Origin of the sequence: Umezawaea sp. (assembly GCF_036375055.1) — a bacterium.
In the GTDB taxonomy this organism is placed as follows: Bacteria; Actinomycetota; Actinomycetes; order Mycobacteriales; family Pseudonocardiaceae; genus Umezawaea.
Genome location: NZ_DASUSQ010000144.1, coordinates 22,099 through 45,298 on the forward strand (window position 1 = coordinate 22,099; position 23,200 = coordinate 45,298).

Genomic DNA, 23,200 nt, shown 5'->3' on the forward strand with positions numbered 1-23,200 from the left:
CCATTCCAGTTGATATTGGGATCGGTCTACGCCCGACCCGGACCTCACAGAGGTAGGTGCGTCATGGATCTCGCACTGAGCAAGGTCATCGAGTTGCGCGAAAGTGGCTTCCAGTTCCTGCACCTGAGGGACGGAGAAGGCGAACTCGACCGGATCATGGCCTTCAAGCAGCGCAGAGGCTTCATCGACTCGATCCTCTTCTGGTCTGAGACAGAAGCTCGCGCAGGCCGTCTACCTGCGGTTCGAGACAGCACGCGCCCCGCGCAGGCCGTCTGGATCTACGAGGGTCAGCTCGTCGAGGCCGTCGACCGCCTGCTGCACCTGCCCGAGCCGGGGGCCCGCAACGCGCCGTCGTTGATGAAGAGCACCGCGTCGGACCTCGCCGTCGTGACGACGCTGCCCTTCAAGTTGAACCTCCCGCCCGGCGCCATCGCCTAGCCGTCAATTGGTCGCACTGCGTCAATAAATTACTCCGTGACCAATACGACCAATACAGCCGGTAACGGGCTCATGAATTGCTCATAATCTTTTAGCGGTTACGAGTCCCGATTCATAAGCGAGAACGACGAGTTGCGCCCGGTCCCTCGCGGCAGTCTTCGTCATGATGCGGCTCACGTGCGTCCGGGCCGTCGCAGGGCTGATGACCAGGTGTTCCGCGATCTCGTCGTTCGACAGTCCACCCGCCACGAGCGCCAGGACCTCTCGCTCACGATCAGTGAGTTCTCGCAGCGCAGATGGGTGAACGCGACGATTCTCCGGTCGCGACGCATACTCAGCGATGAGTTTCCTGGTCACGCTCGGTGCAAGCAGGGCGTCACCCGCGGCGATCACGCGCAGGGCGTGCAGCAGCTCCACCGGTTCGACGTCCTTCAGCAGGAACCCGCTCGCCCCGCCCCGCAGCGCCTCGAACACGTACTCGTCCACGTCGAACGTCGTCAGGACCAGCACCTTCGTGTCCCGCAGCTCCGGGTCCCCCGAGATGAGCCGCGTCGCCTCCAGACCGTCCGTTCCGGGCATCCGGACGTCCATGACCACGATGTCCGGCCCGCACTCCCGCGCCCGCGCCACGGCCTGGGCACCGTCACCGGCCTCCCCGACGACCTCGAAGCCGTCCTCGGTGTCCAGCAGCAACCGGAACCCGGCCCTGACCAGCGCCTGGTCGTCGGCCAGCACGACCCGGATCATCCGCCTCCCCCTTCGACCGGCAGCACGGCCCGCACCTCGAACCCACCGCCCGGCACCCCGCCCGCGTCGACGCTCCCGCCGAGCGCTTCCGCCCGTTCCCGCATCCCCGCCAGCCCCGTCCCCGCACCGATGCCCGGCATGGTCGCCCGACCGTCGTCCCGCACCGTGATCTCCAGTTGACCACCGGTCCGCTCGAAGCGAATGGTGATCTTCGTGGCGTCCGGCGCGTAGCGCAGCGCGTTGGTCACCGACTCCTGCACGATCCGGTACGCCGCCACGTCCACCGGCACCGGTAGATCGCCCGGTTCACCCAGCACCTCGACGGGTTTGCCCACCGGGGCCAGCAGCTCGTCGAGCCGAGCCAGGCTCGGAGCCGGAGCCGTGCCCTCGCCGCTGCGCAGCACCCCGAGAGTTGCCCGCAGGTCAACCAGGGCCGCCCGACTCGCTTCCTTGATCGCCAGCAGCGCCTTCACCGCCTCGTCGGGTTTGCGATCGGCCACGTGCGCCGCCACCCCCGCCTGCACGTTGATCATCGCCAGGCTGTGCGCCACCACGTCGTGCACCTCGCGCGCGATCCTCAACCGCTCCTGCTCGGCCTGCCGCCGCCGCCGCTCGACCGCCGACACCCGGCCCAGGCTGAAGACGGCCAGCGCGGGAGCCGCGACGAGCGGCCCCCAGTGGCCGGTCGTGTAGTACAGCCACGTCGACGTCCCGGTGAGCGCGATCGTCGCCACCGGGTACCGCTTGCGCAGGAACAGCAGCCCGAACGTGGCCGCGAACCAGGCGTAGGGCAGGAGGAACACGGCTCGACCGTACGGGAGGAGGTGCCCTGGGACGTCGGTGCTGGAGCGGCACCGCGGCGTACGTCAGCGGTCGTACGCGCCGCTCCTGACGGCGACCAGAAAACCGGACCAGTCCGGCAGCGAGACCGCCGGGCCGGTCGGGTTCTTGGAGTCCCGGACGACCGCGGCGACACCGGCCAGGGCGACCTCGACACAGTTCGCGTTGCCGCCGGCGTTGCTACGGCTGCTCTTGCGCCACACAGTGGACACCACGATCCCCTATCGCTCAGCGGCCAACCCCTCGATCCACGTCACGGACTCGTCCGGGGACAACGCGCGCTTCGAGAGGTGGTTGAAGACGAGTTTACCGGCCCTGACCTTCTCGGGGTCCTCGATGTGGATCGCCCCGGTGGCGTGCTCCACGTAGAGGACCTGCGAATCCCGCCTGTCGGGGAAGTCGAGCAGCGTGAACGGGCCGCTCTGACCGTCGTGGAAACCGACCGAGCGGGGCAGCACCCGCACGTCGACGGCGTCGAGCCGACCGCGCTCGACGATGTGCCGCAACTGCGCCCGATCGGCCTGCGCGAGGGCGCTCTCGGCGATCACCACCTGGAGCCGCAACGGGTCGGCGGCCAGCAGGCGCTCCTGTCGGCGCATCCGCACGAGCACCTGGTTGTCGACCCACTGCCTGGACCGCTGGACCCGAGCACCCGCGAAAGCCGCGCGCACGTACGCCTCCGTCTGGAGCAGGCCGGGCACGTGGGCCAACTGGAAGTCCCGCACCACGCACGCGTCGTGTTCCAGACTGGTGTACCCGTGGTCATCCACTCCGTACGGGTGCCACCAGCCCTTCTCGATGGCGCGCTCGTACATGTCCAGGTAGCGCTTCCACTCCGGCACCGGCAACCCGTACTCGTCCAACATCGCCCGCAGGCCGTGGTACTCGGGCCGTTGGCCGTTCTCGATGCGGCTGAGCTTGCGGTGGTCGTAGCGGAGTCGGGCGGCGGCTTCCTGCTGGGTCAGTCCAGCGCGCTCCCGCAGCACGCGGAGCGCTTCGCCGAGCTTCCGCTGCCGGAACGTGGGTTCGGCGTTCTTGCCCACCAGGCACCTCCCCGTGATCGCCCGACCACGAGACGTTACGACCTGGAATGCACGCGGCGGGAATCCCACCGCGTGACGCCCGCGTGGACCGTCCACCGCATGGACGACTACCACCACCGGATCGAGTACCAGAGGCGGCGGCCGGGCGGGGCGCTGGTGTGCGAGCACGTGGAGAACGTCTCCGACCACGGCTGGTACGTCGTGCGGGGCGAGGCGTGGAAGGCGCACTACACGCGGGGCTGCGCGGCCGAGTACCTGACTCGGGTGCGGGCGGAGAGCGGTACCTACGTGGTCGTGGTGTGGCGGGCGGACGTTCGGGTGTGCACGACGAAATTGGACTGGGCGCGCCCCTCTCGCGGGTGAATGAAGTCGCCCAGGGTGATTACGCGCCTTGCTCCGGACGGCCCGGATGCGGCAATTTCCCCGCCATGAACCTCGGGCGCGCCGCAGCGGTGCCGTGCCGGAGGGGATTCCGGTACCGGAACGGCCCTGCTCCCCTCCCCCCTCGGGTCAGGGCCGTTCCGCTCCTAGCGCGAGCGTGCGCGGCCGGGGGCTAGCGGCCGACCGCGTAACCCTGGGCCCCGCGGGGGTTGGCGGCGGCGCGGAGCAGGCCGTCGCGGGAATCCCGCGCCACGGCGGACATCCGGCCCAGCGTCCAGTCGCCCGCGTCGACGACGGTGTGGCCGCGGTCGCTCAGCTCGGCCATCGCCGCCGCCCCGATCCGGGACTCCACGACCAGTTCGCCCGGCGTCCACGTGCGCGGGAAGAAGGAGCTGGGGAACGCGTTGCTGTGCCACAGCGGCGCGTCGATCGACGCCTGGAGGTTCAGGCCGCCGGTGGTGTGCGCGAGCCAGAACCCGAGCTGCCACTGGTCCTGCTGGTCGCCGCCGGGAGTGCCGAACGCCAGCGCGGGCAGGCCGTCGCGCAGCGCGAGCGACGGGGTCAGCGTGGTGCGGGGGCGCCTGCCGGGGGTCAGGGAGTTGGGCAGGCCCTCGTCCAGCCAGAACATCTGCGCGCGGCTGCCGAGGCAGAAGCCCAGCGACGGGATGACCGGCGACGACTGGAGCCAGCCGCCGGACGGGGTGGCGGAGACCAGGTTGCCCCAGCGGTCGACGACGTCGACGTGCACGGTGTCGCCCTTGGTGGTGCCCGCGCGTTCGACGGTCGGTTCGCCGATGGCGCCGCCGAGGTCGGTCGGGGTGCTCGGTCCGCGTCGGATGTGCTCGGCCAGCCGCGGCGTGAGGTCGCGCGGCGAGCCGGGACGCAGGTCCAGCGAGGCGTTCTCGTCCACGAGCTTGCGGCGCACGTCCGCGTACTCGCGCGACAGCAGCACGTCGAGCGGCACGTCACCGGAGTCGCCGTACCAGGCCTCGCGGTCGGCGAACGCCAGCTTCGCGCACTCGACGGCGAGGTGGATCGTCTCGGCGGTCGGCTTGCCGTCCACGTAGGACAGCCGGTCGGAGAAGCCCTCCAGGAGCCGGAGCTGTTGCAGCAGAACGGGTCCCTGCGACCAGGCACCGCACTTGGCGACCGTCCAGTCGCCGAAGTCGGCCGTGACGGCGTCCTCGTAGGTGGCCTCCCACCCGGCCATGTCGGCGCCGGTGAGCACGCCGGCGTGGTCGCGGCCGGAGTCGTCGCGGAACTCGGACCGGCAGAAGTCGTCGACCTGCGCGGCGACGAAGCCCTGCGACCAGGCGCGGCGGGCGGCTTCGATCTGGGCGTCGCGGTCGCCGCCCGCGGCCTCACCCGCCGCCAGCAGCCACTCCCACGTCTCGGCGAGCTTCGGGTTGCGGAACCGGGTACCGGCCTCGGGCACGTGCCCGCCGGGCATCCACTGCGCGGCCGACGTGGGCCAGTGGTCGCGGAACAGGTCGGAGACGCGGGAGATCGTGAACGACACCCGCTCCAGCAGCGGGAAGCCGTCGCGCGCGTAGCCGATCGCGTAGCCGAGGACCTCGCGCAGCGACTTCGTGCCGTAGTCGCGCAGCAGCGTGAGCCAGCCGTCCCACGCACCGGGCACGGTGGCCGCGAGCAGCCCGCTGCCGGGCACCAGTTCGAGGCCGAGGCCGGTGTAGTGGTCGATCGTCGCGCCCGCCGGTGCGACGCCCTGGCCGCACAGCACGCGGGGCGCGGACTCGTTCACCGACGAGAAGACGATCGGGACCTCACCGCCGGGTCCGTTGAGGTGCGGTTCGACGACCTGGAGCACGAAGCCCGCCGCGACGGCGGCGTCGAAGGCGTTGCCCCCGGCCTCCAGCACGGCCATTCCCGCCGAGGAGGCGAGCCAGTGGGTGGACGCGACCATGCCGTGGGTGCCGACGAGTTCCGGCCGGGTGGTGAACACGTGGCCAACTTACGCGGTGGGGAGGATTTTGGTTACCCCGGCTAACGAACAGAAAGTCGATCACCGAGGTGTAGCGGAGCGTGACATCGGGTATCCCCTGAGTGCACGCAGACAACCCTCTGCCGGACGACGCGGGGGAACCACGAAGAGGGGCACTGTTCACCACATGGAATTGCTGGTCATCCTGGGCCTGTTCGTCGGACTGGCAGCACTGGCCGCTGTGCCGTTGGTCGCACTGCTCCACTTCTCCGACCACCGGAGCAGGAGCCTGCGCTGAACGAGCGTTAACCTGGGCCGCATGCAGATCACGGGTACCGCGGCGATCGTGACGGGTGGTGCGTCGGGCCTCGGTGGGGCAACCGCACGCGCTCTGGCGGCGAAGGGCGCGCACGTCTTCGCGCTGGACCTGCCGTCGGGCATCGAGAAGGCCGAAGCCGTCGAGGGCGTGACGTACCTGCCCGCCGACGTGACCTCCCCGAGCGAGGTGCAGGCGGCGGTGGACACCGCGGCATCCGCCGGAGCACCACTGCGCATCGTCGTCAACTGCGCGGGCATCGGCCCGTCGAGCAGGACGGTGGGCAAAGCGGGCCCCCACGACCTCGACCTGTACCGCAAGGTCATCGAGATCAACCTGGTGGGAACGTTCAACGTCCTGCGCCTGGCGGCAGCGGCCATCGGCAAGACCGAACCCCTGGAAGACGGCCAACGCGGCATCGTCATCAACACCGCGTCCATCGCCGCCTACGACGGCCAGATCGGCCAGGTCGCCTACGCCTCCTCGAAAGCAGCGGTGGTGGGCATGACCCTCCCAGCGGCGCGAGACCTGTCGACCGTGGGAATCCGCGTGATGACCATCGCCCCCGGCATCGTGGACACCCCCATGCTCGCAACGGTGTCGGACGATTTCCGCGCAGGCCTGGCAGCAGGCGTCCCGTTCCCCAAGCGCCTGGCCCTGCCAGCGGAGTACGCCCAACTAGCGCTGACGATCATCGAACACGACTACCTCAACGGCGAAGTGATCCGCATGGACGGCGCCCTGCGCATGGCCCCCCGCTAAGAACAAGACCCACCACACCACGAAACCCGACCGGTCACGGAACGTGGCCGATGTGACTCGGGGTCGTGAGCCTTGAAATTGATGATCGGGCAGGCCTTCGGGACTGCCCCTTCGGCCCGATCAAGGCTCACGAGAGGGGTCCCGAGCCACATCGGCCGCACCACCCACGAGCCCGGCGACCCTCACAGGTCCCCGGCAAACGGCAACTCGTTGATCTCCTCGGACGACATCCAGTGCCGCAGGGCATGGGTAGCCCGGACATCATCCTCGTTGTACTCGACCAACCGCCGCCGCTGCACGTCATCGGGCGGAAGACCGTCCATCCCCACGGCGTCCCGGTACCAGCGCATGGAGTTCTCCCCACCGGCCTCGGGATCACGCCACCTGAACCCGGCCACGGGAGCGATCGTCTTCAACCCCTTCCCGTGCGCGCACAGGAACTCCTCCCGCACGATCCCGAACAGGTCCACCCAGGCGTCGGACTTGATGAACTCCCGAACCGCCGACACGGGCGGGATCCCCGGCATCCCCTTGAACCGCTCAGCGGACCCCAACAACCACCGGTTCTCCGCCAGCTCGTTGTAGCAGTAGGCCCGGAAGCTCAACCCCCGCGCCCGAGCCCGCAACCGAACCGCCGTCAACCAGGTCCAGAACTCCGCGAACGACCGCGCCTCGTCATCGCTGGGCACCGGGTCCCACGTCGCGAAGGCCCGGTACCCCGGCTCCTCGTCCACGTTCTCCCCGGACAGCCAGCAGCCCCACATGTAGGCCCCGAGGTCGCCGAAGCTCTCCATGTCGACGTCCACCTCGACGTCCGCCCTCGGCACCGTGAAGCTCTTCGACCGCCGCACGACCGTCAGGTCCCGCAGCCAAGCCCGAGCCAGGATCACCGCGTCGTCGAACGGCATCCCGACGAGCTGGAGCAGGGGCTTGCCCCCGATCGACAGCTCGGCGAGCTGGTCCACGGTCGTCACGCCGACCTTGCGCAGCGCCACGGCGTCCTCGCCGCGGGCGACCAGGCTGACGTCGCGGGTCGACTTCAGCTCGTCGTCGCAGATCGGCCACCACGGGCACGACTTGCACTCCACGATCCGCGACGGCTTCGCGAGCGGCTCGTCACCCCGGTCGGCCGCACCCGCCACGGCGAGCCGGTCGGAGAACCTGGCGTCGTACTCCGACAGCGCCGTGCGCCCACCGGGCCACGTCGCCGCCTCCAGGTCGTGCCACACGACGACGTCCGCGTCCATGCCGATCACGCCCGCCACCGCCCGACCGTGCTTGGCGAACCCGGAGGCCTGGAGCTGGCGCTGCGCGTGCGCCAGCCGGAGCTGGTCGCGCGGCTGCGGCCGGACCTTGCGCGACGGGTCGACGCGGGCGCCGTTGGGCAGGGGGTGCGACAGCGGCGACGTGCGGGCGCCCTGACCGGGGTCGCTGGTCTTGTGCCGGACCACGAGCACCGGCACGTAGCCGGTGGTGTCCTTGACCAGCAGGTCGATGCCGCCGCGACGGCCGCCGGTGAGGTCGCGCGGGAGGGCCGCGCCCCAGATGTACGGGGTGCCCATCCGCATCGCGGCGAGGGTCACGCGCTCGCGGTCGGCGGTGCTGATCTCCGGCCCGTGCGGGATCTCCATCAGCTCGGACCCGAACACCTTGGCCAGCGCCGACGCGACCTGGCGGCGGTGTTCGGTCGCGTCGGCCTTGCGCTGCTCACCCGCCGGGTCCGCGGGCGCCCTGACGACGTCGCGCATCGCAGGGTCGTTCTCTAGGTGCACCCGCCGCCGACAACGAGTGACCACGCCGGCGTCTAGCTGCACCTGGGAAGTCACTGGTGAAGGGTATGCCGCGCCCGCACCGGGCGTGCGCGCAACCTGCGGAGTCCAGTGGATCTTTTGTGCTCCGGGCGCAGGTCGGCTCTACTGTTCGGGTAGGAGGTGGCGCCAACCATGGCACGCAAAGCACTCGGTCCCCGGCTCACGCCAGCCAAGGCGAAGAACCTGCTGGGTGTGGCCAAGGTCGTCGGTCCGGTCCTGATCCCGGTGCTCGCGCCGTTCGCCGCGAAGGCGGCGAGCGCGGTCAGCGACCGGTACGACCACTACCGCGCCCGCAGGCTGGGCGTCGGCATCGAGGAACTGACCAAGTACACCGGCAAGGGCGCGCGGCTGCACGCGCGCATCGCGGGCTTCGCGCAGGCGTTGGACGAGCTGCGCGCGAAGGACCCCGACTACGTGACCACCACCGAGTCGCGCCTGGTCAAGCTGGCCGCGGCCGTGCGCGCGTCCGAGCGGATGCCGACGGCCAGGCGCAAGGCGGCCCACCGCGCGGTGAGCGCCGACCTGGACGCCCTGGAGACCGAACTGCTGCGCAGGCTGGGCGTTTCCTGAGCGAGGTGGCGCCCCCGGTCCGGGGCGCCACCTCGCTCAGGTCGACGGCACCGGGTCAGCGCTTCGCGGTGACCTGTTCGACGGCCCGGAGCGCGGCCTCCTCGGGTCCGAGTTCGGCGGTGGCCCGCTCCATCACCTCGGCCACCCGTTCCTCGCGCCTGATCAGCGGGTCGCTGCGCAGGTCCTTGGCCAGCGAGACGCACAGGCCGATCATGATCACCAGGAACGGCAGCGCGGCGATGATCGTGAGGTTCTGCAGCCCCGTCAGCGCGTTCGACCCGCCGACCAGCAGCATCACCGCCGCCACGGCACCGGTCAGCACACCCCAGAACACGACGACGCGCTTGTCGGGCCTCATCGAGCCCCTCTGGGAGAGCGTGCCCATCACGATCGACGCGGCGTCCGCGCCGGACACGAAGAAGATGGCCACGAGCAGCATCACGACGACGCCGGAGACGGCGGCCAGCGGGAAGTTGTCCAGCAGCGAGAACAGCTGGCCCTCGGGCGTCGCCTGACCGGCGATGTCGACCCCGGAGCGCTGGGTGAAGATCGCCGTGCCGCCGAGGATCGCGAACCACACCACGCTGACGCCGCTGGGCACCAGGATCACGCCCGCCACGAACTGGCGGATGGTGCGACCGCGGCTGATCCGGGCGATGAACATGCCGACGAACGGCGTCCACGAGATCCACCAGGCCCAGTAGAAGATCGTCCAGCCGGACAGCCAGGTCTGCATCGCGTCACCGCCGGACGCGGCCGTGCGGCCCGCCATGTCGGCCATCTCGCGGACGTAGTCGCCGAGCGCCGTGGGCACCAGGTTGAGGATGAACACCGTCGGGCCGACCACGAAGATGAACGCGGCGAGCACCACGGCCAGCACCATGTTGATGTTGGACAGCCACTGGATGCCCTTCGACACACCGGACACGGCCGACGCGACGAACGCGGCGGTCAGCACCGCGATGACACCGACCAGGACGGCGTTGCCGACCTCACCGGCCCACCCCGCGACCTCGAGACCACTGCCGATCTGCAACGCGCCGAGCCCGAGCGAGGCGGCCGAGCCGAACAGCGTGGCGAAGATCGCCAGCACGTCGATCGCCCTGCCCGCCGCGCCGTTCGCGCGCTTCGCACCGAGCAGCGGCGCGAACGCGGCGCTGATCAGCTGGCTGCGACCGCGGCGGAAGCTGCCGTAGGCGATGGCGAGGCCGACGACCGCGTAGATCGCCCACGGGTGCAGCGTCCAGTGGAACATCGTGGTCGCCATCGCGGTCTGCACCGCCTGGTCGGAACCGCCCTCGACGGTGCCCGGCGGCGGCTTCACGAAGTGCGTCAGCGGCTCGTTCACGCCGTAGAACATCAGGCCGATGCCCATGCCCGCGCTGAACATCATCGCGACCCACGAGATGGTCCTGAACTCCGGCTTCTCGTCGTCCTTGCCGAGCGGGATCCGGCCGTAGCGGCTGAACGCCAGCCACAGCGCGAACACCACGAACCCGGAGGCGGTCAGCACGAACGCCCAACCGAGGTTCCCGATGATCCAGGAAAGGGAGGTTTTGGAAGCCGAGGCGAGGGAATCCGTACCGAAGACGCCCCAGACGACGAAGCAGAGGGTGATGCCCGCGGCGACGCCGAACACCACCTTGTCGGTGCGAGCCGGACGTTCGGCCAGTTCAGCCGACGGCTCGCCGGGTAGGGGTCGTTCGAGCGGCGTTGTCACACCTGGCCTCCTGAGCTGTTGCCTGTCAACGTTGCGACACTGCTTCCGGTTAGCCGGTACCCGTTCACCTGAACACCCAAACACGGCGGCTTACGTCCGTGCGGGTTGTTCTCCTACTCTCATGACGTGACCCCCCGGCCCGCACCCACCCGCGCAGCGCGCGGTCTGCTGCTGGCCGTGACGTCCGCGTCACTCAGCGTGGCTGCTCACGGTGCCGCGGGCGGGAGCCTGTCGGAGTTCACCCCCGTGCTGCCGTTGGTGCTGCTCATCGCCGGTGCGGCGACCGCGCTGGCCGACCGCCGCCGGAGCCCGCTGACGATCGTCGCCGCTCTCGGGGTCGCCCAGCTCGCTCAGCACGAGATGCTCGGCCTCGCCCACCACCACAGGGCGCCGTCCGCGGGCCTCGGGTTCGACACCGGGCAGATGACGACCGCGCACGTGGTCGCCGCGCTGGCCACCGGCCTGCTGCTGGCCAGGGCCGATTCCGCGCTGGTCTCCCTGGTCGACGCGGTGTCCCGCCTGCTGCCGAGGACGCTCACCCCCGGCCCGGTCCGCCTCGCGCCCCGCTCCACCGCCGTCCGCCCCGCCGCGGGCGCCCAGCTCATCGAACTCCTCCTGCGGATCGTGAACGGTCGTCGCGGGCCACCCGTAGTCCTGGTCACCCGAGTCCCCTAGACACTCCGGTCTACCCCAGGAGCTACCTCAAGATGTCGACAAATCGATTTGGCGTGCGCACGGTGGCCCGCGGCGCGGCCGTCCTCTCCGCGGCGGGCGTGCTCGCCCTCTCCACGGCGGGGCTCGCGTCCGCCCACGTCACGGCCTCCACCCCCGGCCCCGCGACCAAGGGCGGCTACACCAAGGTGACCCTCCGGGTCCCCAACGAGCGCCCCGACGCGGGCACGGTGAAGCTCCAGCTCACCCTGCCCCCCGAGTACCCGCTGGCCTCGGTCAGCAGCAAGCCGGTGCCCGGCTGGAAGGTCGAGGTCGTCAAGGCCAAGCTGGCCAAGCCGATCACCAGTCACGGCAAGGAGATCACCGAGGCCCCCAGCACCGTGACCTGGACCGCCGACCCCGGCGTCCAGATCGAGCCCGGCCAGTTCAACGAGTTCGACCTGTCCGTCGGCCCGCTGCCCGAGGACACCGACCGCCTGCTCCTGCCGACGACGCAGACCTACAGCAGCGGTGAGGTCGTCGCCTGGGACGCTCCCCCGGCCGCCGAGGGCGCCGACGAGCCCGCGAAGCCCGCGCCCGTGCTGAACCTGGTCGCCAAGGCCGGTGGCGCGGACGCCCACAACGCCTCCGCCACCGCGGCGGGCTCCGACGAGCACTCCGACAGCGCCGCGGGCACGAGCGCGGGCACCGACACCACCGCCCGCTACCTGGGCGGCGCGGGACTCGTGGTCGGCGCGCTCGGCCTCGGCTTCGGCGCGGGCGCCGTCCTGCGCTCCCGTCGCAGCACGGGGAAGCCCGCGGCATGAGGCGCGGGTTCTCCTTCGTCCTGGCCTGCGCGGTCGCCTGCGCGACGATGCTCGGCCTCGCGGGCCCGGCACTCGCGCACAACGTGCTGATCAGCAGCGACCCGCTGGCGGGCTCGTCCGTCGAGGCCGGACCCGCGACGGTCTCGCTGACGTTCGACCAGCCGGTCAACGGGGGCCCCGGCCTCAACGCGATCTCGGTGACCAGCCCCGACGGCGGTCACTGGGAGGGCGTCGGGGAACCGACCGTCAAGGACAACGTCGTCTCGCTCCCGCTGAGGCCGCTCGGCCCGGCGGGCGAGTACACCGTCAGCTACCGGATCCTCTCGGCGGACGGCCACCCCGTGGCCGACTCGCTGAAGTTCACCCTCACCAAGGCCGGGACGGGAACGCCCGCTCCGGCCGACGAGGTGGCGGCGACCGACCCGGCGTCCACGCCCGCGGCGAGCACCAGCACCGAGTCCGGTGGTGGCGTGCCCATCTGGGTGTGGATCGTGGGCGCCGTGGTGCTGCTCGGCGGCGGCGTGTTCCTGGCGCTGCGCGGCGGCGTCAAGGAGGACCAGCAGCAGTGATGACGAACTGGACCGCCGCTCCCACCAGGTACCACGTCCTCGGCGGCCTCGTCGCGGGCGGAGTGGCCGGCGTGCTGCTCGGCCTCGCGCTCTCGACCACGACGACCGTGGTCGGGATCGCCGAGGCGGGACCGGTGGTCCAGTTCCTCCACCCGCTGGTGCGGGTGCTGCTCGACCTGTCCGCGACCGTCGTCGTCGGCCTGAGCCTGCTGCCCAAGCTGCTCGGCTTCACCAGGCCGACGGTCACCGAACCGGTGCTGCGGATCGCCCGGCCCGCCGCGGTGGTCGCCGCCGCGGTCTGGGTGCTCACCGCGCTGCTGTCCATCGTGATCAGGGCCTACCAGGTCCGCCCTGGTCAGCCGCTCACGATGGGCAGCGTCGTCGACTACGTGCAGCGCGTCGCCGCGGGCCAGGGCCTGCTGTTCAGCGCGGTGTGCGCGACGGCCTACCTGTGGGTGGGCTCGCTCGCCGCCCGCAAGGGCGAGACGGTGCCCGCCGAGCTGCGGATCCTGATCGCCATGTTCGGCCTGCTGCCCCTGCCCGTGACCGGGCACGCGTCGAACTGGGAGTTCCACGACTACTCGATGATCTCGATGGAGCTGCACGTCCTCGGCGCCGCGGCGTGGACCGGTGGTCTCGGCGCGCTGATCGCGCTGGTCGCCCACCGCAGGGGCCTGCTGGCCGACGCCCTGCCGAAGTTCTCCAAGCTCGCCACGATCAGCCTCGTGCTGGTGACCGCGACCGGCCTGTTCAACGGCCTGCTGGAACTCGGCCTCAACCCCGTCGTCTCGCTGCCGGGGTCGCTGTTCACCACGTCCTACGGGCTGCTGCTGATCGGCAAGGCCGTGTGCGCGGGGGCGTTGGCGCTGCTCGGGGCCAACATCCGGTGGCGGCTGCTGCCGCACATCGCCAGGCACCGGCCGACGGCGGTCTTCGGCTGGGCGGCCGTGGAACTGACGATCATGGGGGTCGCGTTCGGCCTCGCGGTGGTCCTCGCGAGCGCACCGGTCGCCTGACCGGCCCGATTCGACGTCCGGGGGAAAACAGCAGGTGAACGAGGGCCAACCGGATGATCACACTCGCCGAGCGGTAACCCTGGCGCGCTGAGCTGCGGTTCCGGGGTCAGTCGTTGATCAGCCGCGCGGTCGGGTCCTCGCGCAGCCTGCCGAGCTGCTCGATGGCCAGCTGACCGCGCCGGTCGAGTTCCCTGGCGTCGATCCAGCCGTTCGCGAAGTACCGGTAGTCCTGGGCGAGCTTCACGAGTTCGGCCAGGTAGTCGGCCGAACGGCGGCGGCGCTCCTCGCCGAAGGCGGCGAGCAGCGGCAACTGCGTGTCGACGACCTCGTCGAGCAGACGGGCTGACCTGAGCGCGCGACGCGCGCGCCACCGCCTCATCCCCATCCGAGTCACGATCTCACGCATCGGTGACCTACCTACCTCGCCATCAGAACCGCACCGGGCACTCTACGGGCGCCGCAAAAATGCGCCCTACCCTGCCAACGTCGGAAATCGACGGGCGGGCGTTACCGGTTCGTGGCCCAGCAGACAGGTCCTCAGCGGTAGGGCGACCACCTGGCGGCGGTGTCGCCACGCCGGAGCGAGGTGAGGCGTCGGCGCAGCTCAGAGCGGGCGCCGGGGTGGCTGCGCAAGATCGGCAGCGCGCTGGTGGTGAGTTTCAGCTCACGCAGGTCGCGGAGCACCGGAAATCCATCCCAGCGGGTGACGTCGAAGCGGTAACCCCGGACGAGCTGCCGCTGCCACCGGGGAGAGTGGCCGAATCTCGCCACCCCGACCGGCAGGGAACTCAGGTCCCACTCGCGGGGGCCGGTCGACGTCGAGTCGAAGTCGCACAGCACCGGGCCGGACCTGCTCGCGATCAGGTTGCCGAGGTGCGCGTCGCCGTGCAGAACGCCCCGCGGGAGCACCGGTCGCAGCCCCGACAACCGCTCGGCGAGCGAAGCGCACCGTTCTTGCAGGAAGGAGCGGTCCGGATCGGACAGTTCTTCCGCATCGGCGAGTCGACGCCGCACGTCGTCGAGCGGTGCCCACTCGGGCAGTTCGAACGGTGGCGCGGGCAGTTCGTGGAGCCTGCGCAGCACCCGCGCGAGGTCTCGACCGTCGAGTGCGCGACCTGGTTGGACGGGGCCGGGGACGTGCTGCCAGAGGGTCGCGAGGTGGTCGCCCACGACCACCGGCGACGGGAATCCGGGCAGGAGGCGGACCGCGGGAACGTCGTGCTCGGCCAGCCACGCGGCGACCCTGACGACCTTGGCGGCGCGGTGCCGCAGCCGCGTCGAGCCGACGATCCGCACCACCGCGCGCTCGGCGGGGAGCTCGAAGACGGCGTTGCTGGTGAACTTCAGGAGCCTCGCACCGCGGTGGTCCAGCCCGTGCTCGGCGCACAGCCTCCGCAGTGCGTCAGCCAACTTCTCCCTGGTGAACCGACCGTCGAGGGTGACCGTCGAGGACATCAGGAACCCGATCTCACGCCGCGGTGTCGCTGCCGGTGAACTTGGCAAGGCGGTCCGCCAGCTCACGGGCATCGGGGTTGTTGCGGCGCTTGTCGGCCTCGCGCAGCAGGGGCTTCATGCGGTCCTTGGTGCGGATGGACTTCAGGCCCTCGGACAGGTCGACGGCCTGGCGGCCGACCTTCGCGCCGTGGTCGACGTCGCCCTCGATGAGGTGGTTGATCGACAGCGAGGTCAGGTTGAACGACCGGTTGCGGGTCATGTCCTCGCCGAAGCCGTTGACGGCCTTGGACAGCGCGGGGATCGCGGTGCGCGTGTACTTCGGGTCCACCGTCTGGGCCAGCTCCGTGTGCACCGTGCCGATCATGGACGACAGGTCGATCTCGGTGAAGAACTTGGCCCAGGCGGGCGCTTCGCCGACGTTGGCCCTGGCGAACTCGTCACGGGCGCGACCCAGCAGCTTGATGGCCTGGTCGTCCGAACCCATCTTCGCGTAGGCCCACGCCTCGTTCGCGCAGAGGATGCCGACGGCCAGCTCGGAACCGGAGTTCTGCGCGGCCAGCTGGCCGAGCTGGAACACCTTGAGCGCGTCGTCCGGAGCGTCCTGGTGCAGGTACACCCGGCCCATCCGGTAGAGGATGTTCGCCACCAGCGCCTCGTTGCGGCCCTGCTTCGCGAGGTCGAGCGCCTGCCCGAAGTGGTTGCGGGCGGAGTCCATGAGACCGGTGTCGAACGACGTCCACCCGGCCAGGTTGTGCAGGTCGGCGAGAGCCACGAAGAGCCGCTCCCGCACCAGGTCCGTCGCGTTCGCGCCGAGCATCTGCTGGCCCCACGACAGCTGGGCCACCACTGCGTCGCGACAGGAGCCGCCGCCGTACTGGTAGTCCAGCGCTCGCAGGGCGCGCGTCGCCGCTTCCACCTGTCGGACGTCGGTCATGCCGATACGTCCGGGGGCCGGAGTCTGTGTGGGGTTGGAAACCCACGACCCGGAGTCCGTGCCGAGCACGGCCGCGCCGACTGTCACGGCGGCGGCGTGCGCGAGGAACTTCCGACGCTTCACCGACTCGTCCTCCTCAGAATTGGGTGAGTCCGCGGTTGCGGCCACCCGTACTGCCGTTGCCTCGTCGTAGGCGAGGCCCATGTACCCCCTCGGAACGCCCAGGCCCATGGCGATCCGCGTCAGGACGTCGTAGGCCATGACCTGACGACCCTTGAGGATCTCCGAGACCTCGGACTGCGACTGACCCGTCAGCGCCGCGATCTGGCGCTGCGACACACCATGTCGGCGGAGCAGTCGGTAGACCGAGCTGATCTCCCGCCGAGCGAGCGCGTCCCGCATCTCCTGCTGGTCCCAGACCTCGGAACTCACAGGAGCACCTTGCGAACCGATGGTGTTCAATTTCGCCGCCTCACAGTCCATTGGGCGTCAACGGCAGAGTAGGGGCACTCCCCCAACTGCGAGAAGTGCCGATCGGCAGAGCTGATCGGCTCTACCGAACTCCACTGACCGCTCGTCGTGGAACTTCCACCGGCCAGCGTTTTGACGTCCCGATCTGAGATGAATCATCGCAATCTAAGTTCCGGTAAGCGAGTGAGCACGGAGAGGAACACCAAGTGGACCTGATCGAGCGGGCGGTGACCACCACACGTGGTGGCTCGGCAGAGCCTGCCGTCGCCACGGTGTCCTCCCCGTCCACCCTGTCCGTCCAGGAGTCGAACGACCTTGGCTCCGGATGGCGCGGTTCGACTGGGCAACGTCGTTGGTGGCGGATCCGCTGCAACGACGTGGTCGACCGTGAGCGCTGCCTCACCGTTGTGGTGGACGAGGACCGCGTGGTCCTGGTCGGCCCCCCCGGTGAGACCGCGGTGCTCTCGGCCGACCAACTCGTACAGCTCAGGGCTGCGCTACGCGAAGCCGCCGAGCAGGCGGAAAGGTGACGGTGACGTTTCGATGGACGAGATCCTTGGACAAGTCCTCCGCAACGCGGTGTGGGAGCGACTGGACCTGCTCACAGAGCTGGCCAGCCAGGCTGACGCCCCGTCCCTGCTCTCGGTGGCTCGATCCGAACTCCCCCGGCTGACCGAGGGATGGCGAGCGCTGCTCGCCGCGCACGAACCGGACGAGAAGGGCAACTGCCCTGAGTGCTCCAGTCGTTGGCGGCAGCAGAAGTCTCCTTGTTCGGTGTGGCGCGCCGCGTACGAACACCTGGTCGCGGGCGGCTTGGCCCCGCGCCCGGCTCGCCACCTGCGCGCAGCCCCGGTGACCCCTCCTGTCACCAGGTCTCGCCGCGCGGTGGTTCGAGCCCACTAACGGGCGGCCCCGGCCGTGTCGTTCCCCCGACACGACACGGCTGGGCCACCGCCTACTGGCCGGCGGTCCGGGACGTGCGACCCCCCGACCGCGACGAACGGATCGCCGGCCAGCTCCAACTGAACAACGAGACTTCCGCGGACTGGTGTTGTGCACCTTCCTCCCCGACCGACACCGGTCCGCGGACTCCACCTCGGCCCCGATGTGCGCACCTCCCGCGCGTGCATCGGGGCCGATTTCACGTCACCGGTGGGTGCCGGTCCTCCAGGCCAGGTAGTGGGTCAGCGTCGGGAACAGCCGCGACCCGACCTCGAAAGCCTTGAGCTGCCAGGGGAACACGACTTCAGCGCGGTCCTTCTCGACCACGGCGACGATGGCGGCGGCGACCTGCTCGGACGTCACGTCGGGGATCAGCCGCGAGATGCTCGGCATCCGGTCCTCGGCTCCGGGGTTGTTGACCCAGTACTGGCTGTTGACCTTGCTCGGGATCACCTCGCTGACCCCGATCCCGGTGCCGCGCAGGTCGAGCCGGAGCGCGGCGGTCAACCCGCGCAGCGCGAACCGCGCCGACGTGTAGCCGGTCGCGCCGGGGATCGGCATCCGCGAGATCGGCGAGTTCACGTTCACGATCCGGCCGGTTCCGCGCTCCCGCATGGCGGGCAGCAGTGCGCTGGTGAGCCGGGCCGCCGCGAGGTACGGCACCGAGGCCATCCCCAGCAGCTCGTCGGGTTCGGTCTCGTCCAGGAACAGCCACCGGCCGACGCCCGCGTTGTTCACCAGGACGTCCGGCGGCCCGAACTCGCCGAGGACGCGCTCGGCCAGCGCGGTGATCCGGGCACCGTCCGCGAGATCCGCGGCGTGGACGACGGCACGGCCACCGTTCGCGGTGATCCGTTCAGCGTGCTCGGAAAGCCCTTGGGCGCCGCGGGCCACGAGCACCACCCGCGCTCCCCTGCGCGCCACGAGTTCGGCGGTCGCGGCGCCGATCCCCTGGGAAGCCCCTGTGACCAGCACCGTCTTGCCGTCCAACCGCACGAACTACCTCCAGCACTAGGAAACGGACCTGACCCTGCTCACCAGGAACCCGGCGAGCAGGGTGGCGAGCGCCGACACCGCGAACAGCCCGCGGTAGCCGCCGAGGTTGGCGAGCACGACGGTCGTGAGCAGCGGGGCGACGACCTGCGGCAGCGCGTTCGCGATGTTGACCACGCCCAGGTCCTTCGCGCGGTCGGCGGCGGCGGGCAGCACCTGCGTGAGCAGCGCCAGCGCCACGGCCATGTAGACGCCGAACCCGACGCCGAGCAGCGGTGCGGCGATCAGCGCCGCGGTCCACGTCTGCCAGACGACGAGCAGCAGCGCGGCGGCGGCCATCACCGCGACGGCCAGGAAGACGAACGGCTTGCGCCTGCCCGAGCGGTCGGACATCGCGCCGAACACCACCGCGCCGACGACGAGCGCGGCGCCGTAGAGGCCCATGAGGACCAGCAGCCCGTCCTCCGGTGACGGGTGGTGGACCACGTCCGCCAGGAAGAACAGCAGGTAGAGCGTGCCGAACGCGTTGCCGAGGTTGATCATGAAGTGGCAGCCCCACGCCCAGGCGAAGTCGGGGTGCGCCTTCGGCGAGATCCACATCTCGTGCAGCACGAACCCCGGACGCAGCGCCTTCGGCAGCCTGACGTCGGGTGTGACGACGACGAACAGCAGCGCACCGACCACGACGATCGCCGCGCACGCCAGGTAGCCGTTCATCAGACCGGTCACCAGCAGCGTCACGACGACCGCTCCGAGCACGGTGCCGAGCATCTGGCTGATCCCGACCAGTCCGCCGACCGTCGCCCGCTGCCCGACCGGCACCTGGTCCGGCACCACGGAGGTCAGGCTGGCCAGCATCCCGTTCAGCCCCGCCTGGACCAGGCACCAGCCGATCGTCATCACGGTGGTGCTGGGCGCGCTCGCCAGCACGACGAGTCCGGCCGCGCCGATCAGCGCTCCCGCGAGCGTCCACGGGTGACGGCGGCCGAACCTCGACGTGGTGCGGTCCGACAGCAGGCCGATGACCGGGTTCGCCAGCAGCGCCGCGATGGCGCCCGCACCGGTGACCAGGCCGAACACCAGTTCCTTGTTGGCCCGGTCGAACAGTTCGGCCTGCTGCGGGAGCAGCACCTGGATGGGCGCGTAGATGCCGAGCCACAGCCCCAGGTTCGCGAGGAACAGCCACGTCATCCAGCTCCGGCGAACCGGGACCACCGGCTCGCCGAGCGCCTCAGTTGCCGCCGGAGACGACATCGCGGTACCACCGGTAGGAGTCGCGCGGTGTCCGTTCCTGCGTCTTGTAGTCCACGTGCACCAGGCCGAAGCGCTGGGAGTAGCCCGAGTCCCACTCGAAGTTGTCCATGATCGACCACACGAAGAAGCCGCGGACGCCCGCGGCGCGGGCCGCCCTGATGTGCCCGTCGAGGTAGTCGATCCGGGCCTGGTCGGCGAGGTCCTCCGGGTAGCTGCACCCGGACTCGGTGATGTAGACGGGCGGCAGGCGGTCGCCGTAGCGCTCCCGGAGCGAGGTCAGCATCTCCGTCAGGCCCTCCGGCACGACCGGCCAGCCGAACGAGGTCTTCGGGTACTCGTGGATCTCGATCCGCTCGAACGGCAGCGGCTCGCCCTCGGCGGTCGCCCGCAGCCGGGTCGGGTTGTAGTAGTTCACGCCGTAGAAGTCGAGCGGTGCGGCGATCTTGTCGAGGTCGCCGTCGACGATCGGGAGGAACGACGCGACCTCCTCCGGGTACGCCCCGGTGAGCTGCGGGTCCGCGAACATCCAGTTGTGGATGGTGTCGTAGAACCCGGCGGCGAACCGGTCCTCCGGGGAGTCCGACTCGGGCCACGCGGGTGAGTGGTTGTTCGCCGTGCCGACCGCGGCGGCGCCGTTCGCCCGCAGCGCTCCGACCGCCAGGCCGTGCGCGAGGTTCAGGTGGTGGGCGGCGGGCAGCGAGCCGAACAGGAGCGACTTCCCCGGCGCGTGCTCGCCGATCGCGTAGCCCGAAAGCGTGACGACGACGGGTTCGTTGACGGGGATCCAGAGTTTCACCCGATCGGAGAGCCGATCGGCCACGAGCGCCGCGTACTCGGCGAACCGCTCCGCGGTGCCGCGGCTCAACCAGCCGCCCTCGTCCTCCAGGACCTGCGGCGTGTCCCAGTGGTAGAGCGTCGCGACCGGGTCGATCCCGGCCTCCACGAGCCCGTCGACCAGCCGGTCGTAGAAGTCGAGCCCGGCGGCGTTCGCGGGGCCCTTGCCGGTCGGCTGCACGCGTGGCCAGGCGACGGAGAACCGGTAGGCGCCCACGCCGAGGTCCTTCATGAGGGCGATGTCCTCGGCGTACCGGTGGTAGTGGTCGCACGCCACCTCGGCGGTGTCGTCGTCCACGACGGGGGAGAATCGGTCCCAGACGGATCGACCGCGACCGCCTTCGGTGAACGCACCCTCGATCTGGAAGGCGGAGGTGGACACTCCCCACAGGAACTCGTCAGGCAACGTCATGCAACGCCTCCGGGTGGTTTTTCCTGGTCAAAACGTGAAAGTGATTCGGATAATAGGCGTGTTGCTGTTCACGGGGAAGTGCGAAACCCGTCGAGCAGGCACTATGGGAGTCCCAACGTCGTCGCATGGAGTCGCCGTGACCAGTTCCACCCCGCTGCGCCGCCAACCGGTGCAGCAACGGAGCGCCAAACGCGTAGAGCGGATGCTCGAAGCGTGCGCCTCGCTGATCGAGGAAGTCGGCTACGACGGGGTGACGACAACACTCATCGCCGAGCGCGCGGGAGTTGCCGTCGGCTCTCTCTACCAGTTCTTCCCGGACAAGCGCGCGGTGGTGCAAGCACTCACCATGCGCAACCTCGACAAGTTCATGGACACCATCACCGCCCGGTTCGCGAAGACACCGCTCGAACACTGGTGGGACGCCGTGGACACGATCTTCGACGCCTACGTCGGGATGCACCGCGACGTTCCGGCGTTCAGCAAGGTGCGCTTCGGCGACGCCGTGGACATGCGGCTGCTGGACGACAAGCGGGACAACAACGCCGTCATCTCCGACCGGATGGTGGAGCTGATCGCCGCCAAGTTCGGCATCCCGCTGGACGAGCTCCAACTGCCGATCGCCGTCGCCGTCCAGGCCGCGGACGGTGTGTTGGACCTGGCGTTCCGGATCGACCCGAACGGGGAGCAGCGGGTGCTGGACGAGGCCAAGTCGCTGATCCGCGGCTACCTGTCCACCCGGTTGCCGAAGTAGGCGGGACCCGGACGCCGCACCGGTCGGAGCACCCGACCGGTGCGGCGTCCGGGCGTGGTCACGCAGGGTGGGAACCGGCGTGGACGGCGTGCCGGATGAGGGGTTGTTCACAGCAGTTGTCCACAGGCTGTCCACAGGGGTTGTCCACAGCTGGCGAGCTGACGCCTATCCCTAGTGGGTCGTGGGGTCCGCGACCACTAGGGCTAGGCCCCTCCGTTCTCGACCGTGGTGTTCTGGAACACTTGTTGCAGGTCAGGGTGTTAGCCGAAGCTCTGGCCCTCGCCGCGGTAGGTGGGCACCGTGCGTTCGACGTCGTTGCCCGCGAGCAGGTGCACGTGGGTGAAGCGCTCCGCGAGTTCACCCGCTTTCGCGTGACGCATCCACACCCTGTCACCCAGGCGCAGCGCGTCCGCGGCCTTGCCCACCACCGGCGTCTGGACCTCGCCCGCTCCCTCCAGGGGGAGGGTCGCCAGGCCTTCCGGCAGGTACGGGCTCGGCTGGCGGTCCGGGGTGGCCGTGCCCGAGGCGATGTAGCCGCCCGCGAAGAGGGTGGCGGTGTTGCGGGCCGGGCGGCGGACCACCGACAGCGCGTACAGGAACGCGGGTTTCGGGTGGAACCTCCGGTAGGCGTCGAACAGCGTCGGGCCCACCAGACCCGAGCCCGCCGCCAGCTCGGTCACCGACGGGTCGGAGCCGGTGACCTCCAGGCTGCCGGTGCCGCCGCCGTTGACGAACTCCAGGTCGGCGATCCGGCGGACCGCCGCCACGGCCGCGCTGCGGCGTTCGATCAGCTCCGCGGCCGAGCGCTTCTGCATCCAGTGCACCACCGCTCCGCGCAGCGGTTGACCGGGCGGGTTGTCGCCCAGTCCGGCGATCTGGCCCTCGTAGGCCATGACGCCGACGAGGGTGAAGCCCGTGCGGCTCGCGATCCGGCGGGCCAGTTGGCCCGCGTCGCGGGCGGTGTGGACGGGTGACCTGCGCGAACCCACGTGCAGGCCGGGCAGCGGACGCCAGGAGACGTCCAGTTCCAGGCAGATGCGGATCGTCGGGTGGTGGGCGCCCAGCGCGGCGTCGATCAGGTCCAGGTGGTCCAGCGAGTCGATCATCAGCGTGACGCGGCGGAGCGCGGTCTCGTCCTTGGCCAACCCGCGGAGCGCGCCGTGGTCGACGGTCGGGTACGCGACCAGCAGGTCCTCGCTGAGGTCGTGGCCGGACAGCCAGAGCGCCTCGGGGAGGGAGTAGCACATGACACCCGCGTAGCCGGGCTTCGACAGGACGCGTTGCAGCAGGTCACGGACCCGGACCGACTTGCTGGCGACCCTGATCGGCCGGCCACCCGCTCGGCGGACCAGGTCCGCCGCGTTGTGGTCGAACGCGTCCAGGTCGACGATCGCGAACGGAGGATCGAAGTCCTTCGTCGCCGTGTCGAGGCGGGTTCGGCTCTGCATGGCTTTACGGTACGTCCTCGAACCTTGAAATGTGAATAGCTTTCACCTACGGTTCGTATCGTTCGTCACAGTG

General features: G+C 70.2%; 25 protein-coding genes. 11 read left to right on the plus strand and 14 right to left on the minus strand.

The window, feature by feature from the left end; translation table 11 throughout:
- Nucleotides 1–63: 63 nt before the first annotated feature.
- Nucleotides 64–438, plus strand: a complete 375-nt coding sequence (locus VFZ92_RS35075; RefSeq protein ID WP_330881036.1) for a hypothetical protein — start codon at nucleotides 64–66, stop codon at nucleotides 436–438.
- An 81-nt stretch (nucleotides 439–519) separates the two neighbouring features.
- Here the strand turns inward: VFZ92_RS35075 and VFZ92_RS35080 are convergent, their stop codons facing one another.
- The 4 genes from VFZ92_RS35080 to VFZ92_RS35095 form a co-directional block, all read right to left on the minus strand.
- The gene (locus VFZ92_RS35080) at nucleotides 520–1,185 is read right to left on the minus strand and encodes a response regulator transcription factor (protein ID WP_330881038.1); all 666 of its coding nucleotides are present in this window, start codon (nucleotides 1,183–1,185) and stop codon (nucleotides 520–522) included.
- Entirely contained in the window at nucleotides 1,182–1,988 is an 807-nt protein-coding gene (locus VFZ92_RS35085) for a sensor histidine kinase (RefSeq protein ID WP_330881041.1), read from the minus strand. Before VFZ92_RS35085 ends, VFZ92_RS35080 begins: the two co-directional genes overlap by 4 nt.
- A 63-nt stretch (nucleotides 1,989–2,051) precedes the next feature.
- Complete coding sequence (locus VFZ92_RS35090; protein ID WP_414720097.1) at nucleotides 2,052–2,237, minus strand: DUF397 domain-containing protein; 186 nt, start codon at nucleotides 2,235–2,237, stop codon at nucleotides 2,052–2,054.
- A gap of 9 nt (nucleotides 2,238–2,246) precedes the next feature.
- Nucleotides 2,247–3,068 (minus strand): helix-turn-helix transcriptional regulator, encoded by an 822-nt coding sequence (locus tag VFZ92_RS35095; RefSeq protein ID WP_330881043.1) that lies wholly within the window; start codon nucleotides 3,066–3,068, stop codon nucleotides 2,247–2,249.
- A gap of 99 nt (nucleotides 3,069–3,167) precedes the next feature.
- Here VFZ92_RS35095 and VFZ92_RS35100 point away from each other — a divergent pair, with 99 nt between their 5' ends.
- On the plus strand, nucleotides 3,168–3,431 hold the full coding sequence (locus VFZ92_RS35100; protein WP_330881045.1) for a hypothetical protein: 264 nt from the start codon (nucleotides 3,168–3,170) through the stop codon (nucleotides 3,429–3,431).
- 190 nt (nucleotides 3,432–3,621) lie between these two features.
- On the opposite strand, the gene VFZ92_RS35105 is transcribed toward VFZ92_RS35100, so the two are convergent.
- A complete protein-coding gene (locus tag VFZ92_RS35105) occupies nucleotides 3,622–5,412 on the minus strand; it encodes a gamma-glutamyltransferase family protein (RefSeq protein WP_330881047.1) in 1,791 nt (596 codons plus the stop codon).
- A 298-nt stretch (nucleotides 5,413–5,710) separates the two neighbouring features.
- On the opposite strand from VFZ92_RS35105, the gene VFZ92_RS35110 reads away from it, so the two are divergent.
- A complete protein-coding gene (locus VFZ92_RS35110; RefSeq protein ID WP_330881050.1) occupies nucleotides 5,711–6,469 on the plus strand; it encodes an SDR family NAD(P)-dependent oxidoreductase in 759 nt (252 codons plus the stop codon).
- A gap of 182 nt (nucleotides 6,470–6,651) precedes the next feature.
- Here VFZ92_RS35110 and VFZ92_RS35115 read toward each other — a convergent pair whose 3' ends face one another.
- Nucleotides 6,652–8,295 (minus strand): TM0106 family RecB-like putative nuclease, encoded by a 1,644-nt coding sequence (locus VFZ92_RS35115; RefSeq protein ID WP_330881051.1) that lies wholly within the window; start codon nucleotides 8,293–8,295, stop codon nucleotides 6,652–6,654.
- A gap of 117 nt (nucleotides 8,296–8,412) precedes the next feature.
- On the opposite strand from VFZ92_RS35115, the gene VFZ92_RS35120 reads away from it, so the two are divergent.
- Nucleotides 8,413–8,850 (plus strand): DUF6474 family protein, encoded by a 438-nt coding sequence (locus VFZ92_RS35120; protein WP_330881052.1) that lies wholly within the window; start codon nucleotides 8,413–8,415, stop codon nucleotides 8,848–8,850.
- A gap of 55 nt (nucleotides 8,851–8,905) precedes the next feature.
- Here the strand turns inward: VFZ92_RS35120 and VFZ92_RS35125 are convergent, their stop codons facing one another.
- Nucleotides 8,906–10,570: a BCCT family transporter gene (locus VFZ92_RS35125; protein ID WP_330881055.1), complete on the minus strand. Its 1,665-nt coding sequence runs from the start codon at nucleotides 10,568–10,570 to the stop codon at nucleotides 8,906–8,908.
- Between the two features lie 126 nt (nucleotides 10,571–10,696).
- On the opposite strand from VFZ92_RS35125, the gene VFZ92_RS35130 reads away from it, so the two are divergent.
- The 4 genes from VFZ92_RS35130 to VFZ92_RS35145 are packed head-to-tail and all read left to right on the plus strand — an operon-like array spanning nucleotide 10,697 to nucleotide 13,633.
- Entirely contained in the window at nucleotides 10,697–11,245 is a 549-nt protein-coding gene (locus tag VFZ92_RS35130) for a hypothetical protein (protein WP_330881057.1), read from the plus strand.
- Nucleotides 11,246–11,298: 53 nt separating this feature from the next.
- Complete coding sequence (locus tag VFZ92_RS35135) at nucleotides 11,299–12,048, plus strand: YcnI family protein (RefSeq protein WP_330881059.1); 750 nt, start codon at nucleotides 11,299–11,301, stop codon at nucleotides 12,046–12,048.
- Nucleotides 12,045–12,617 carry a copper resistance CopC family protein gene (locus tag VFZ92_RS35140; RefSeq protein ID WP_330881061.1) on the plus strand — a complete coding sequence of 191 codons (573 nt, stop codon included), beginning with the start codon at nucleotides 12,045–12,047 and terminating at the stop codon, nucleotides 12,615–12,617. Before VFZ92_RS35135 ends, VFZ92_RS35140 begins: the two co-directional genes overlap by 4 nt.
- Nucleotides 12,617–13,633 carry a copper resistance D family protein gene (locus VFZ92_RS35145; RefSeq protein ID WP_330881063.1) on the plus strand — a complete coding sequence of 339 codons (1,017 nt, stop codon included), beginning with the start codon at nucleotides 12,617–12,619 and terminating at the stop codon, nucleotides 13,631–13,633. The genes VFZ92_RS35140 and VFZ92_RS35145 overlap by 1 nt, the downstream gene beginning before the upstream one ends.
- A gap of 106 nt (nucleotides 13,634–13,739) precedes the next feature.
- Here the strand turns inward: VFZ92_RS35145 and VFZ92_RS35150 are convergent, their stop codons facing one another.
- The 3 genes from VFZ92_RS35150 to VFZ92_RS35160 all read right to left on the minus strand — a co-directional run bounded on the left by VFZ92_RS35150 (nucleotide 13,740) and on the right by VFZ92_RS35160 (nucleotide 16,505).
- On the minus strand, nucleotides 13,740–14,018 hold the full coding sequence (locus VFZ92_RS35150) for a hypothetical protein (protein WP_330881065.1): 279 nt from the start codon (nucleotides 14,016–14,018) through the stop codon (nucleotides 13,740–13,742).
- Nucleotides 14,019–14,170: 152 nt separating this feature from the next.
- A complete protein-coding gene (locus VFZ92_RS35155) occupies nucleotides 14,171–15,088 on the minus strand; it encodes an aminoglycoside phosphotransferase family protein (RefSeq protein WP_330881067.1) in 918 nt (305 codons plus the stop codon).
- Between the two features lie 13 nt (nucleotides 15,089–15,101).
- The gene (locus VFZ92_RS35160; RefSeq protein ID WP_414720098.1) at nucleotides 15,102–16,505 is read right to left on the minus strand and encodes a helix-turn-helix domain-containing protein; all 1,404 of its coding nucleotides are present in this window, start codon (nucleotides 16,503–16,505) and stop codon (nucleotides 15,102–15,104) included.
- A 194-nt stretch (nucleotides 16,506–16,699) separates the two neighbouring features.
- Between VFZ92_RS35160 and VFZ92_RS35165 the strand changes: the two genes are divergently transcribed.
- Entirely contained in the window at nucleotides 16,700–17,023 is a 324-nt protein-coding gene (locus VFZ92_RS35165; RefSeq protein ID WP_330881069.1) for a hypothetical protein, read from the plus strand.
- A gap of 13 nt (nucleotides 17,024–17,036) precedes the next feature.
- Entirely contained in the window at nucleotides 17,037–17,396 is a 360-nt protein-coding gene (locus VFZ92_RS35170; protein WP_106185032.1) for a hypothetical protein, read from the plus strand.
- A gap of 243 nt (nucleotides 17,397–17,639) precedes the next feature.
- On the opposite strand, the gene VFZ92_RS35175 is transcribed toward VFZ92_RS35170, so the two are convergent.
- The 3 genes from VFZ92_RS35175 to VFZ92_RS35185 are packed head-to-tail and all read right to left on the minus strand — an operon-like array spanning nucleotide 17,640 to nucleotide 20,928.
- Nucleotides 17,640–18,431: an SDR family oxidoreductase gene (locus VFZ92_RS35175; protein ID WP_330881071.1), complete on the minus strand. Its 792-nt coding sequence runs from the start codon at nucleotides 18,429–18,431 to the stop codon at nucleotides 17,640–17,642.
- 15 nt (nucleotides 18,432–18,446) lie between these two features.
- Complete coding sequence (locus VFZ92_RS35180) at nucleotides 18,447–19,682, minus strand: MFS transporter (RefSeq protein WP_414720099.1); 1,236 nt, start codon at nucleotides 19,680–19,682, stop codon at nucleotides 18,447–18,449.
- Nucleotides 19,660–20,928 carry a GH1 family beta-glucosidase gene (locus tag VFZ92_RS35185; protein ID WP_330881076.1) on the minus strand — a complete coding sequence of 423 codons (1,269 nt, stop codon included), beginning with the start codon at nucleotides 20,926–20,928 and terminating at the stop codon, nucleotides 19,660–19,662. Before VFZ92_RS35185 ends, VFZ92_RS35180 begins: the two co-directional genes overlap by 23 nt.
- 103 nt (nucleotides 20,929–21,031) lie before the next feature.
- Here VFZ92_RS35185 and VFZ92_RS35190 point away from each other — a divergent pair, with 103 nt between their 5' ends.
- Complete coding sequence (locus tag VFZ92_RS35190) at nucleotides 21,032–21,679, plus strand: TetR/AcrR family transcriptional regulator (RefSeq protein ID WP_414720100.1); 648 nt, start codon at nucleotides 21,032–21,034, stop codon at nucleotides 21,677–21,679.
- 260 nt (nucleotides 21,680–21,939) lie between these two features.
- Here VFZ92_RS35190 and VFZ92_RS35195 read toward each other — a convergent pair whose 3' ends face one another.
- On the minus strand, nucleotides 21,940–23,127 hold the full coding sequence (locus tag VFZ92_RS35195) for an amino acid deaminase/aldolase (protein WP_330881080.1): 1,188 nt from the start codon (nucleotides 23,125–23,127) through the stop codon (nucleotides 21,940–21,942).
- Nucleotides 23,128–23,200 lie beyond the last annotated feature (73 nt).

What these genes read in the sequence shown, in the direction of transcription:
- VFZ92_RS35180 (WP_414720099.1), bottom strand. Translation starts at nt 19,682, where the DNA reads ATGTCGTCTCCGGCGGCAACTGAGGCGCTCGGCGAGCCGGTGGTCCCG.
- VFZ92_RS35150 (WP_330881065.1), bottom strand. Translation starts at nt 14,018, where the DNA reads ATGGGGATGAGGCGGTGGCGCGCGCGTCGCGCGCTCAGGTCAGCCCGT.
- VFZ92_RS35145 (WP_330881063.1), top strand. Translation starts at nt 12,617, where the DNA reads ATGACGAACTGGACCGCCGCTCCCACCAGGTACCACGTCCTCGGCGGC.
- VFZ92_RS35170 (WP_106185032.1), top strand. Translation starts at nt 17,037, where the DNA reads ATGGACGAGATCCTTGGACAAGTCCTCCGCAACGCGGTGTGGGAGCGA.
- VFZ92_RS35155 (WP_330881067.1), bottom strand. Translation starts at nt 15,088, where the DNA reads ATGTCCTCGACGGTCACCCTCGACGGTCGGTTCACCAGGGAGAAGTTG.
- VFZ92_RS35195 (WP_330881080.1), bottom strand. Translation starts at nt 23,127, where the DNA reads ATGCAGAGCCGAACCCGCCTCGACACGGCGACGAAGGACTTCGATCCT.
- VFZ92_RS35140 (WP_330881061.1), top strand. Translation starts at nt 12,045, where the DNA reads ATGAGGCGCGGGTTCTCCTTCGTCCTGGCCTGCGCGGTCGCCTGCGCG.
- VFZ92_RS35185 (WP_330881076.1), bottom strand. Translation starts at nt 20,928, where the DNA reads ATGACGTTGCCTGACGAGTTCCTGTGGGGAGTGTCCACCTCCGCCTTC.
- VFZ92_RS35080 (WP_330881038.1), bottom strand. Translation starts at nt 1,185, where the DNA reads ATGATCCGGGTCGTGCTGGCCGACGACCAGGCGCTGGTCAGGGCCGGG.
- VFZ92_RS35100 (WP_330881045.1), top strand. Translation starts at nt 3,168, where the DNA reads ATGGACGACTACCACCACCGGATCGAGTACCAGAGGCGGCGGCCGGGC.
- VFZ92_RS35190 (WP_414720100.1), top strand. Translation starts at nt 21,032, where the DNA reads ATGGGAGTCCCAACGTCGTCGCATGGAGTCGCCGTGACCAGTTCCACC.
- VFZ92_RS35160 (WP_414720098.1), bottom strand. Translation starts at nt 16,505, where the DNA reads ATGGACTGTGAGGCGGCGAAATTGAACACCATCGGTTCGCAAGGTGCT.
- VFZ92_RS35110 (WP_330881050.1), top strand. Translation starts at nt 5,711, where the DNA reads ATGCAGATCACGGGTACCGCGGCGATCGTGACGGGTGGTGCGTCGGGC.
- VFZ92_RS35120 (WP_330881052.1), top strand. Translation starts at nt 8,413, where the DNA reads ATGGCACGCAAAGCACTCGGTCCCCGGCTCACGCCAGCCAAGGCGAAG.
- VFZ92_RS35075 (WP_330881036.1), top strand. Translation starts at nt 64, where the DNA reads ATGGATCTCGCACTGAGCAAGGTCATCGAGTTGCGCGAAAGTGGCTTC.